The following is a 12,258-nucleotide window of genomic DNA, read 5'->3' on the forward strand; positions in this document are numbered from 1 at the left end:
TTTGTTTGGTGAGTTTCGGGGGTAGCGAGAACTCACACCGGATTACTACAGGCTAACGTGTCAGCACGTCGAATGTCTTATTTTACGCACTTTCGGGTGTGCCTGCGGGGGCGAGCAGGGGTTTCGCTACCCGGTGGGGTGGTGGGCAGCTGTCTCCGATGGTCGCTTTTGCGTGTGTTGGCGCGCATAAAAGCCCGCGGCATCGGTGGCGTTTTTCGTTGGGGACAAAGGGGGTTATTGCTGCTGGGGTTGGCTGGTGTTGGCGTGCCACATGGCGGCGTAGGTGCCACCCGCGTTTTTCAATTCCTCGTGGGTGCCGTCTTCGACGATGCGGCCGTCCTTGACGACGAGGATCCGGTCGGCGCGTTGGGCGGTGGCCAGGCGGTGGGCGACGATGACGCTGGTGCGGCGCGAGGTGGCCCGGTCGGAGGCGTTGAGGATGGTGTTTTCGGTGGCGGGGTCCAGGGTGGCGGTTGCCTCATCCAGCAGCAGCAGTTGGGGCTCGACGAGCTCAGCGCGTGCCAGGGCGATGAGCTGGCGTTGGCCGGAAGATAGTCCCGCGCCGCGCTCACCGACGGGGTGGTTGAATCCTCCGGGGATCCGGGAGATCGCGGTCAGGGCGCCGACGCGGCGGGCCGCATCGGTGATGGCTTCCCGGTCGGCGCCGGGGCGACCGTAGGCGATGTTGTCGGCCACCGTGCCGCTAAACAGGTGGGCTTCTTGGGGAACCAGCCCAAGGGCGTGGTGCCAGCTGTCGATGGTGAAGTCGCGAATGTCGACACCGCTGGCGGTGACTGCGCCCGTGGTGGGGTCGTAGAAGCGGGTGAGCAGTTTGATGATGGTTGATTTGCCGGCGCCGGTGGGGCCGACGACGGCGACTGAACTGCCGGGCTCGATGGTGACGTTGACGCCGTCAAGCGCCGGGGTGTCGCGCACACCGTAGGAGAAGGTGACGTTGTCGAGGGCGATGTCGCCGTCGGCGTGGCTGCGCGCATCGCTTCGCTGCCCGGCGTCGTGCACGTCTGGTCCGGTGGTGAGGAGTTCTGCGATGCGCCCCAGCGAGACGCGTGCCTGCTGGTAGCCGTCGAAGGTTTGGGATAGCTGTTGGATCGGTCCTAGGAGCAAACCGAGGTAGAGCGCCGCCGACACCAGCGTGCCGGCGGTGATTTCGCCGCGTTCGACCAGCCGGGCGCCGACGAACAAGATGATGGCTTCGACCACCATGTTCACAAATGCGATGGAGGTGAAGTAGGTGGCGATGACCCGTTGGCTGCGCAGGCGGGTGGCGCGGTATTTTTCGGCCTGCTGGACGAAACGGCGGTCGATGAAGTCGCCGGCACCGTAGGCCTGGATGGGGCGCAGCCCGCCCAGGGCTTCCTGGAAATCGGCGTTGACCGCGGAGATGTCCTTGCGGGCTTGGGCGTAGAGCTTGGAGGAGATTTTGCGGAAGACGTTGGTGGCGATAACCACGATGGGGATCACGCCAAGTGCGATGAGGGCAAGCTCAACGTCGAGGGTAAGCATGATGGCGGAGACACCAACCAGGGTGCCCGCCGACACCAGCGCTTGGGCCAGTCCTGTTTGCAGGAAGGAGGTCAGCGAGTCGATGTCTGTGGTCATGCGGGTCAGCACTGAACCTGCGCGGTTTTTTTCGAAATAGGACAGGCTCAGCCGCTGCAGATGCGCGTAGGAGCGCAAGCGCAGCGTGAACAGCAAACGCTCGCCGGTGCGTGCCGCGAAGATGGTTTGGCCGACTGCGGCCACCCAGCTGATGGCCACGATGGCGATACCGGCCACGCTGATGGTCCACAGCGCGCGCGTCTGTTGCTGGCCGACGCCGGCATCGATGGCGATGCGCATGAGGGCGGGAAACGCCAAATCGGCGCCGACGCCCACAATCAGCAACACCACCACCGTGAGGATCAGCCCCTTGACGGTCGATAGCATCGCCCAGGGGCGCAAAGGCCCTTCGAAGTGCCGCCAGTAGTCCGCGTCGACTGCCGGGTCTTCGTCGGCGGGCGGCAGCTCGGTGACTTTCTTCATTAATTGTGGCGTTGCCGCGATCGCGGGCATGCCGGGCCCACCCTTGCCGTGGGGGCGCCCGCCGCCACCGCCACCGCCGCGGGCAGGCTTCGGGCGCTGCCGGGCTTTCGCGGCGCGCTCCAGGTCCTCGGTGTCGTCCGGCCACAGCTTGCTGGCAGGTGGTTCCTCGCCCGCGTCGAAGGGGACTGGTTCGCCGTCCTCGTCGACAACCACCGGGCGGGTGGCCATTAAAGCGCTAAATTCCGGGGATGAAGCCATCTCATCGACCGGGCCGCGGGCGGTGACAGCACCGTCATCGAGCACCACGACCGCATCGGCAAGCCGCACGGTGGATTCGCGGTGCGCCACAGAAATAATGGTCACGTTGTCCAGCTCGTCGTGCAGCCCAGCCAAAATCTTGGCTTCCGTGGAAGCATCAATGGCGCTGGTCGCATCATCCAGGACGAGCACTCGTGGGTTGCGCACGATGGCGCGCGCCAGCGCGATCCTTTGGCGCTGGCCGCCGGATAAGGTCAGGCCGCGCTCGCCGAGCACGGTGTCGAAACCATCGGGCAGCTGCTCAATGAACTCGGTGGCCTGCGCAATATCGGTGGCCCGCAGCAGCGACTGCTCGTCGATATCCGCGCCCAAACAAATATTGTTGCGCACCGTATCCGACATCAGCCACGCATCATCGAACACGCACACCACGGCCTTGCGTAACAGCGCCCGCGGCACCGTGCCGTAGTCCACCCGCTGCGATTCGGCACCTACCTGCGCTGTGGTCAGCGCGAGCGTGCCACTGTCGGGGCGATAAAAATCGCCCAACAACTGCACCAGCATCGTCTTGCCCGCACCGGGCGGGCCAATCAGCGCCACGCTCGAGCCCGCGGGAACCTCCACGCTGACATCGCGCAGCACCTGTCGACCCCGGGTAGAAAAAGACACCCTATCCACGCGCACCCCCAACGGCCCGTCGGGCAGATCCCCCTGGACAGCGGAGTCATCAACCTCCGGGCTCAAAGACAGCACTTCCCGCACGCGCTCCACCGACGACATCGCCAACTGCAAGCGCACGGCCACGCCAGCCAGCATGCGCGTCGAGGAGGTCAGCGTCATCAGATAGGCGGTGAACGCCACAAAAGTGCCAACCGAAATGGCGCCATGCAGAGTCAGGTAGCCGCCGACCGCCACGTTGATCACCAACGTGATCAACGGCAGCTGGTCGAGCGCCGGCTGGAAACGGGCGGTCATTTTCGCCGCGCGCATCCGGTGCGCGAACACCTCCCGGCCCATCCGCTCGATGGTGTCGACCTCCCGGGACTCCTGCGCGAAAGCCTTCACCACGCGCACCCCAGTGATGGCCTCCTCAACACGGGTGGTCAAATCTGCCGCCTTTTGCTGCGCGGACCACGTGGCAGCAAACAACGTGGTGCGCGACAGGGAGGCGGAAAACACGATAATCGGCAAGCTAACAAGTGCCACCAACGCCAGCCACGGGTTGAGCACAAACATCACCACCACCATCGCAACCACCTTCACCGCCACCCCCGAAGCCAGCGGCAACACCGCAGCGATCGCCTGCAAGGTCGTGATGTCGGAAATAGCGCGGGAAGCCACCTGGCCGGTTGACAACTCATCCTGGCGGGGACCATCCACCGCCAACAGCCGATCCATGGCCTGCACCCGCAACGTGTGCTGCATCCCAATCGAAAGCTTGCCCGCCTGCCAGCGGCGCCCAAATTGGGTTGCATAACGCGCCACCGCGAGAAGCAGAAAAACCGCAATCGTCGCCGACAACGGCGAAAAACCAGCCAACAGGCGCGCCGGCACACCACCATCACCCGCGCCCGTAGCCACATCAATGGCATCGCGAGTAACCAACGGAGCGATCGTCTCCGTCGCCGTCACCAGCAAAGTAAACACCATCGCGAGCACGCCAGCCCGCTTTTCCAACGCCAACATCGACAGCAGGGTTTGCAGCCCCTGCACCTGAGACGGCGGCTGACTTTTCAGCGCAGAAGGGGAGTACCCCGACGCAGAAGCCGGAACCTGCGAACTCTGCCTCACGACAAACACACCTTTCCGCGTGAAAAAAACCAGCGCAGCACACCAACAAGGCTGCGCGCACAAAAGCAAAAACACCGCCGGCAAAGAAAACCAGCCGATATCGCCAAAGGGACTACCAACCAGCCAATCAGAAAACCCCCGCATGCGCACATGCGCGCCCAAAGCCCCAAAAAAAAATAAAAGCGCGCGGACTTACAACAGTCCACGCGCCCCAAATAAACGCGCCGACGCCACCCACAAAGGCGCCGGGGTCGCTAAGACACCTAGGCGCTTGTCAAAGGAGTTTCAGGCTCAACCACATCCTGCGGTGCCGCGGAAGCAAACTTCGCCGGCAATGCACCCAAAGAAGTGCGCGCATTTTCAATCAGCTTGTCCGCAATCTTACGGTTAGCCACAGTGCCCACAACCGCACCAATGCCCAACGGCATCACCTTACCGACCCACGTGCCCCACAGCTTCTTGTTCAGCCGCTTCGTCGCGGTCTTTAGAAGTCGGGAGTTGACCTCATTGAGGCTGGGAGTACCAAAGCGAGTCAGGGTAGCCGCCACAGACGCACCTTTACGATCGCCCAAGTTACCGACAGCAGCATCGACAATCATGGTGCCGGCAGAACCCAGCAACACCACCAAAATCAACGCCCGGCGACGCTCCTTAGAACGAATATCCACCCCACGCAGATGCGCCGACGCCATCACATAAAACGTCGCAGCATCCAAAAACAGCACAGACTCCGCGCCCACCGCGGCAGCACCCGTCGCGAAACCAATACCCGGCACCGCAGCGGCGGCACCCACAGTGGCACCACTACCGGTCGCCAAACGCTTAATGTGCTTATCCATCAACCGCTGGATCTCGTAGGGAGAGGCCTCGGGGTTCTTCGAACGCAGCCAGTTGACATAGCCCTCAATCAAACTCGACTGCATATGCGCAGCCTTGTCGAGCGCAGTAATCAAAATCCGGCCAGTCGCACCAGCGCGCTCCTCCAAAACCTGAGGATCGCTGTGCACAGCGTCAGTGATGTCCTTATCGCGCTTGGCAACCTTGTCGTCACGGCCAAAAATGCCCATAAAAGCTCAAACGTCCTTGTGTTGTTGGGTAACAGGGTTTTAAAAAAATCCATCCCCGCCACCGTTAAGACCGCAGTGGAAAACCACGCGGTGGCAGGGTGGGCCGTGCATCACGCACAGCCATCTATTGATAACGCCTTAACTACCAATAGTATTTCCTGCCCGCAGAATACAGGGCGAAGCAGGCAAAAGTAATCCTAGGATTCGTCTCGCTGCGCGTACTCCTCCGCAGCAGCAACCTGCTCCCGAGTTGGCACCACACCGGTGTACAACGCAAACTGCTCAGCTGCCTGCAACGCGATAATCTCGCCGCCATCGATGATTTCCCGATTGAGCTTCTCAGCAGCCTTCACCAGCGGAGTGCGCACCGGATAAGCAACACAATCCATCACAATGTCAGCGTCGTGAATCTGCTCGACACTAAACGCCAACTCATCCTCATCGGCACCCCGCATCCCCAACGGAGTGACATTCACCAGCATCTGCACCCCCTGCGGCACCTGGGCAGAAAACTCCCACCCAAAATCAGACGCCAAACGACACCCAGTGGTGTGATTACGGGCCACCACCGTGCCCCGCATCCCATGATCCGTCAACGCCGCCACCACGGCACGGGCCATACCACCGGAACCACGCACCGCCACCGACGTCTCAGCAGTGGCCGAAGACCGCTTCAACAAACGCCGCACCGCCATGTAGTCCGTGTTGTACCCCGTCAACAACTCACCATCGTTGACGATCGTGTTGACCGCCTGCAGCCGCTGCGCCGAAGGATCCAAACGATCCAACAAAGGAATCACTTCCTCCTTAAACGGCATAGACACCCCAGCGCCACGAATATTCAACCCCCGAATACCCGCCACAGCAGCCGTGATCTCACTCGGAGCAACCGCCTTGTACAGGAAGTTCAGCCCCAACTCCGCGTACAACCAATTGTGAAAACGCACACCATGATTCGAAGGGCGCGCAGCAAGAGACACACACAACGTTGTATTCCGGTCGACGATATTAACCATGTTTATTGATACCTAACCCACAAAACCTACTCTGACCAGCACCGGACTAGGCCGCGTCGCTTGCCGTGGTCTTATCCTGGTCTTGTTCAGAAAAAAGCCCATCAACATGCACCGCGACTGAATCAAGATCGGCATCAAACAGTGTGGTGTAAATATCCAATGTCATCGCAGCCGAAGCATGACCCAATTGGCGCTGAATGACCTTAACATTCGCACCCGCCGAGACCATTAACCCCGCAGCTACATGGCGCAAACCATGCGGGGTCACCCTCGGAATGTCCTTACCGTCTGCCTGCGCGCGTTTAATAGCGCGTTCTAGCCACCCGCCCCCGGTCTTACTGACAGGCAGGGGGCTACCGTCAGGGCGCTGCCAAATCAGTTCATCAGGGGCGCGCATAGCCACCAATGGGGCGATTTTCTCGCAGGCAATTTTGGGCACACTGATTTCCCGCGATTTACCGCTTTTTGGGGTGCCCAGGGTGGGGGTTTTCGTCAAGTAGATATAGTTCCGGCTGATGGTTGCGCGGCCCCGTTCTAGGTCCACATCGCAGGCGCGCAGCGCGATCATTTCACCGAATCGCACACCCGTGGTGGCTAGGAACCAGATGGCTGCTTCATATTGGGGGGTGTTCCTATGGTAATTGCAAGTTCTCGGGCAGCTTTTTAGCGTGATTTAGGTCATTGCCTAGGGGTGTCTCGGGCATGCTTGAGTCCCCATTGCGGCGTGGGTGCAATGGGGTGGCTTTGGGAATTGAGTTAGGCTGCGGCCTGTTGTGGTGGGTGCTCGGCGATGGTGCCGGTTGCTTTGTAGTGGTCGTCGTAGAAGGTGTGGTTTTTGAGCATTGCGAAGATGACGTTGGTTCGTCTGCGTGCCAGGCACATGACTGCAGCGTTGTGACGCTTTCCGGCGTCGCGTTTGCCTTGGTAGTATGTGCGTGAACGTTCGTGTGATTTGATGCTGGCGAAAGCGGAATACCACAGGGCGTTCTTTAATCTTTTATTGCCACTTCTGTTGACGTGTTCGCCTTTGATTGATGTGCCAGATTGTCTGGTCACGGGGCATATACCGGCATAGGATGCGAGTTCAGCCGGGGTGTGAAAGTCACGCAGGTCGCCGACACACATGATGATCGTCTGCGCGGTTTTGGGACCAACACCAGGCATTGACAGCAAGATTTGGTATTCCGGCATGGTGGCTGCCAGTGCTTCTGCTTCTTCTTGGAGTTGCTGGATTTCATCGTTGATGTGGGTGATCAGTTCCAGGTAGCTTTGCACGCTGCGCCATCGTGCTTCGGTGTGCGGCATCGTGATTGTTTGCGATGCGATGGCGGTGATGAGGTTATGTGCTTTGTCGGGTTTGTTGCGCACGGTGGGGCAGTTGCGTTCAAGGAATCGCGTGAGGCGTTTTTCTCCTGCTCGTACGATTGCTTGGGGACTGTTGTAGTGCAGGATCAATGCTTTGACCCATTGTGCTGACAGGGTTTTCCCTGCGAAGAAGCGTTCCAAGATCGGGCAGATAACAAGCAGTGTCACCCGGATGCGGTTGATATATGCGGTTCGTGTGCGGATGAGGTCTTCAATCTGACCGTTCAGGATGGACAGCTGTTGCATCGCGTCTTCGGTGTGTGCGACCGGTTGCAAAGATTGCGGCATGCGCATTGCAGTTTCTGCGATGATTTGCGCATCTTTCGGGTCTGTTTTGCTGTTGCCTGCGTGTAGTCGGGAGGCGTGTCGCATCCGTGTGCCGGTGAGATAGCCCAGCTGCAGGCCTTGTTGTCGGGCAACTTCGACTGCGAAGGCACCGATATTATTTGGTTGATCAACCACCAGCATGACCGTGTCGCCGAAGCGTTGTGCTTTGGTGTAGAGCTTGGTCAGTGATTGTTGGTCTTGGTTGATCTTGCCTTTGTATAGGCATTTGCACTGGGTATCAATGACCCAGGCATAGTGATGAGTTTTGCCGACATCGAGTCCGATGACGATATCGGCGGTAAGGGAGGTCGTTGTCATGACAAATGGCACCACCTTGTTGGGTATTGGTGCGCTGGTTGAAAAGTCCCAGCGACGTTGTTGTTGATCATCGCTGGTGTCATGACGTACGGGCTACAGCCACATTAGATGAGGCATCACCAAGTGCTTCTTGGGTGCCAAGTTCCTATTAGCAGGCGAGTACGTCTCTGGTGCCGGTGGCAACACCCCCCGGATCATTGATGACAGGGACGAAGAGCCATGCCGGCAACCAGCGACGAGCTCAGAACGAGCCACACTCAACTCTAGGTTGAGGGGCACCTTTACTGAACTGCCAATTACGCTAATGTGGCGTGGATTCGCTAAGGCATGTACATGCCACGTATTCGATGTCTTTGGAACTTGCCGTCGCGCAGGCGCAGCAGCGTTTGCAACAGGAATGGGTGGCGATTGTCGCTAGGTATGAGACTGCTGAGCAACGCCAGGAAGCACTGCGCGCCGTGTATGAAGACATTGTTGAGACACAAGGTTTGGCTGTGGCGGTGGATGCAGCGAATATGGTTGAGCTTAGCCGTCTGAGTCATCCTGAGTTGCGGCATCTGCCCACGCCGGAGGTGGCACGAACAGCGAAGCGGACGGCGGTAGTTGCTACGCTGGATGAGGCGTTTGATATGTGGCAGGACGTTGATGAACTTCCCGGATCGTTGAGCCGCATGCTGACAACGTTGGTGTTACAGCCTGCCAGGAACACCGTGATGATGGCCACCGCGCATGCACGCACGGGGTATGTGCTGGTGCCGAATGCTACGGCGTGTGCGTGGTGTTTGATGCGTGCCAGCGGTGGGACTAAGCAGCGTAGTGTCGGCGATGGTGGGGATTTTCACCCTGGGTGCCAGTGCTGGGTTGCTGAGGCGATGGCGGGGGTGGTTGAGAGTGTTCCCGAAATCACCCGTGAGGTGATAGCTATGGCTAGGCGCTCGGGGTTGACGGATAGCGAAGAAGACCAGCGCGCGTGGGAAATCGCCCGCAGGGATTCGCTTTTAAGGTTGTCAGATTTCCGTGCTTTTCCCCCGATACCGGGCGTGGAGATCCCCGAGGTTCGGTTGAGGCACTTTGTGAGCACCACGGGTGTAGAGCTACCACAGCCGAGGATTGAAAATGTTTTTGGGCATGTGCTGTACGGGTGGCGCGGAAACACGTCCATACTGGAAATGCTCAAGTACGCGCGGTGGGGACACACTGCGGATACTTTGGCACCTCAAGAAGACAAGACCCGGTTCCCTGAATACTGGGAGGATCAGGATATTGTGGATGCGCTTGTCGTGGGGCTGGAAGATTCAGGGCCGTGGGAAGTATGGCAAGCTCGCACCAATGGTGCACATGCGCGGACGCGTGTGCACAAAGTCTTCGAGTACGCTGGTCTAAAAGTTAAATTGCAGTACTATATTGGTCGTGACGGTGGGGGTGAACATCTCACCGCTTTCCCCGTGGAGTGAAAAGGAGAGAGGACTTGCGAGCACAGATAGATCTCAAGCATCGTGTTTACGACTCTTTGTCCTTTTTTGAGCGCGAGAGCGTGGCGCGGTCAGACTTCTACGCGTTGTTGGATTTCCTGCTGTCCTATGCTGGTATCGCCGTGGAAGAGCTTGGTGACGATGCGCGGAGTTGCTTCAAGGCTGGGTATCCGGTGGATGCGTTCGATGAAATCGCATATCTCGTCAGCCAGCGCGATGTTGGCGTGCCTGATTGGTGGTTTGAGCAGCTGGCCCTCATCCCAATCTTCCAAGCCCCGTACGAGCCAGAAGAAGTCATTGAGATGGCCGCGTCGATGAAGAAGATTACTGGCGTGCCAGCCCCCTGGGAGGATTCCCAGACAGCCGCGTAAGCACCTGTTGGGCTTCACGTCAGGTTCGAGTCCTGGCGCGGCACGAGACAAACCCCATGCACCCCGAAACTATTTGGGTGGTGTGTGGGGTTTTGTCATGCCCGGCCACCCCGAAAAGGGACACTTGTGGCCACACACCAACCTGGAAAAGGACTAACACCATGGACAAAGAGAACACCACCCAAGCAGACCCGGACACCACTGACGATTCCACCCCGGTGGATCAGCAGCCCCCTGCCGAGCACGAGGAAGCGGAAAGCACCTCCACGACGGCAGAGGAACGCATCAAGGAAGCTGAGGCCCGCTTGGAAGAAGCCCGCAAGCACTCCCGAACCTGGGAAGCACGCGCAAAGGGCAACAAGGAAGAGCTAGACAAGCTGCGCGCAGACCTCACGGCCCGCGAAAGCGAGCTGACGGACACCCGCGCCCAGCTGGACACACTCACCCACGAAAACGCCCTTGTGACCACCCTGGCCGCAACAGGCGCGGACGTGGCCGCCTTGCTGGATTCTCGCAGCTTCATGGACGCGGCTTACCGTCTTGACCATACTGCCGACACTTTTGCCGAGCAGTTGGCCGAACTGGTCAACAGCCGCACTGTTCACACAGTGCCCACCCACGCCCCCATCACCCCGGTCAAAGAGGTGCCCCCCACCACGGGCGCGCGCCGACTATCGAAACTGATGGGCTTGGACTAGGGGCACACTCATATCACACGAAAGGACGGTTGAAGACCTTATGGATCTTGGACTGACTGTAAAAACCTTTGGTGGTGGCGACCAGCGTTGGCTTGGTTCTGCAACCGGCACGACTGATGCCACCACTGTCACCTTGGACATCGCAAAGTTTGCAAGCTTTAAGTCCACCCATGGCGACATCATCCCGGCGGGTACCCCGCTAAAAGTTTCGGATACTGGTGGCAAGTATGAGCCACTGACCCAAAAAACGGAAAAGCTCGCTGGTTTTCTGCTGGTCGCACAACCCAATAAGGGCACTGTGCAGGTCGCCCCGATGATGTGGCACGGCCGCATTCGCGCTGACAAGCTACCCGCAGACCTGTTTGACGTGTCCACTCTGACCACTCCAAACCCCCAATTCACTATCGTTAAGGAGGTTAAGTAATGGCGGAATTGTGGACTGAACTGGTTACCCCGGATGAACTGACCGATGTGGCGCGGAAGTCTCTTGCGCAAATCGAGCAGGAAAAAGGCTCCCTGGCAGCTCTGTTGCCGTCTGAGCAGATTGACGGCCGCGTGGCGGAGTTCAATCGCACCCGTGAGGGGTTGACGCCTGCGGCTGAGTACCGCGCGTTTGATGCAGAATCCCCGCTGGGTCGCTACGAGGGTGGCGAAATGGTGACCCTGGGGTTGCCCCCGGTATCCCAGAAACTGCGTATTGGTGAGCTAGACCTGATTATGGGTCAGGCTGGTCGCCCCTCTGATGACAAGCTGAAGCTGACTATCGGCAAGGTCGCGCAGCAGGCGGTACGTGCGGTGTCCGAACGTATTGAAGCCATGCGTGGTGAGGTGCTGCAGACTGCACGCATCAACATCAACGAAAACGGTTTCAAGGTTTCTGCTGAGCTTGGCCGTGATTCTTCTATGGAGGTCACTGCTGACACGAAATGGGACCAGCAGAAAGCTAACCCTCTGGATGACCTGATTAAGTGGGCTGAAGCCTACAGCGACGAAAACGGCGATGTGCCGGGCATGTTTATCGTGTCCCGTAAGGCAGTGGCGCAGCTGCAGCGTAATGAGATTTTGCGTAAGGCCGTCGGCGGGGTGAATACCCCGTCTATCACCACTCTGGACGCGATTAACGCGCTTCTTGGTTCCTACGGGCTGCCAGGGCTGACTATCTTTGATCGTCGTGTGGTTATTGGTGGTGAGAAAAAGCCCATCCTTGACCCTAAGTCTGTGCTGATGCTTCCTGGTGACGCACCGGTTGGTAAAACCGTGTGGGGTGCCCCTGCTGAAGCTGGGGATGAAGCATACAATCTGCTTCCTGGCGATTTGGGTGGCATCGTCGCTGGAGTTCACCGCGAATACGATCCGTATTCTTTCTGGGTGCACACTAACGCTATTGCGCTTCCGGTTTTGACGAACCCGAACGCCGCAATGGTCGCTACTGTTTTGACCTAGCTACGAAAGGGGGTGGGTGATTTGTTGGCATCTGTTGACGACGTAGCCCTACTTATCGGCGATATTGATGTTGATGAGTACCCCCGAAT

General features: G+C 59.0%; 10 protein-coding genes. 5 read left to right on the plus strand and 5 right to left on the minus strand.

Annotation, left to right across the window (positions count from 1 at the left end):
• Positions 1-234: 234 nt before the first annotated feature.
• The 5 genes from CAQU_RS04715 to CAQU_RS04735 form a co-directional block, all read right to left on the minus strand.
• A complete protein-coding gene (locus tag CAQU_RS04715) occupies positions 235-3,987 on the minus strand; it encodes an ABC transporter ATP-binding protein (RefSeq protein WP_075728392.1) in 3,753 nt (1,250 codons plus the stop codon).
• A gap of 368 nt (positions 3,988-4,355) precedes the next feature.
• Entirely contained in the window at positions 4,356-5,159 is an 804-nt protein-coding gene (locus CAQU_RS04720; RefSeq protein ID WP_075725672.1) for a hypothetical protein, read from the minus strand.
• 197 nt (positions 5,160-5,356) lie between these two features.
• Positions 5,357-6,175: a shikimate 5-dehydrogenase gene (locus CAQU_RS04725; RefSeq protein ID WP_075725675.1), complete on the minus strand. Its 819-nt coding sequence runs from the start codon at positions 6,173-6,175 to the stop codon at positions 5,357-5,359.
• 46 nt (positions 6,176-6,221) lie between these two features.
• The gene (locus CAQU_RS04730; RefSeq protein WP_084562802.1) at positions 6,222-6,848 is read right to left on the minus strand and encodes a tyrosine-type recombinase/integrase; all 627 of its coding nucleotides are present in this window, start codon (positions 6,846-6,848) and stop codon (positions 6,222-6,224) included.
• A gap of 83 nt (positions 6,849-6,931) precedes the next feature.
• Positions 6,932-8,185 carry an IS110 family RNA-guided transposase gene (locus CAQU_RS04735; protein WP_075725678.1) on the minus strand — a complete coding sequence of 418 codons (1,254 nt, stop codon included), beginning with the start codon at positions 8,183-8,185 and terminating at the stop codon, positions 6,932-6,934.
• 347 nt (positions 8,186-8,532) lie between these two features.
• Here CAQU_RS04735 and CAQU_RS04740 point away from each other — a divergent pair, with 347 nt between their 5' ends.
• The 5 genes from CAQU_RS04740 (at position 8,533) to CAQU_RS04760 (ending at position 12,169) form a co-directional block, all read left to right on the plus strand.
• Positions 8,533-9,639 (plus strand): VG15 protein, encoded by a 1,107-nt coding sequence (locus tag CAQU_RS04740; protein ID WP_075725680.1) that lies wholly within the window; start codon positions 8,533-8,535, stop codon positions 9,637-9,639.
• Positions 9,640-9,653: 14 nt separating this feature from the next.
• On the plus strand, positions 9,654-10,028 hold the full coding sequence (locus CAQU_RS04745; protein ID WP_075725682.1) for a hypothetical protein: 375 nt from the start codon (positions 9,654-9,656) through the stop codon (positions 10,026-10,028).
• A gap of 161 nt (positions 10,029-10,189) precedes the next feature.
• The gene (locus CAQU_RS04750; RefSeq protein ID WP_075725684.1) at positions 10,190-10,726 is read left to right on the plus strand and encodes an HlyD family secretion protein; all 537 of its coding nucleotides are present in this window, start codon (positions 10,190-10,192) and stop codon (positions 10,724-10,726) included.
• A 40-nt stretch (positions 10,727-10,766) separates the two neighbouring features.
• The gene (locus tag CAQU_RS04755; RefSeq protein ID WP_075725685.1) at positions 10,767-11,150 is read left to right on the plus strand and encodes a hypothetical protein; all 384 of its coding nucleotides are present in this window, start codon (positions 10,767-10,769) and stop codon (positions 11,148-11,150) included.
• Complete coding sequence (locus CAQU_RS04760) at positions 11,150-12,169, plus strand: major capsid protein (protein WP_075725687.1); 1,020 nt, start codon at positions 11,150-11,152, stop codon at positions 12,167-12,169. The genes CAQU_RS04755 and CAQU_RS04760 overlap by 1 nt, the downstream gene beginning before the upstream one ends.
• Positions 12,170-12,258: the final 89 nt, after the last annotated feature.

Source organism: Corynebacterium aquilae DSM 44791 (assembly GCF_001941445.1).
Lineage (GTDB): Bacteria > Actinomycetota > Actinomycetes > Mycobacteriales > Mycobacteriaceae > Corynebacterium > Corynebacterium aquilae.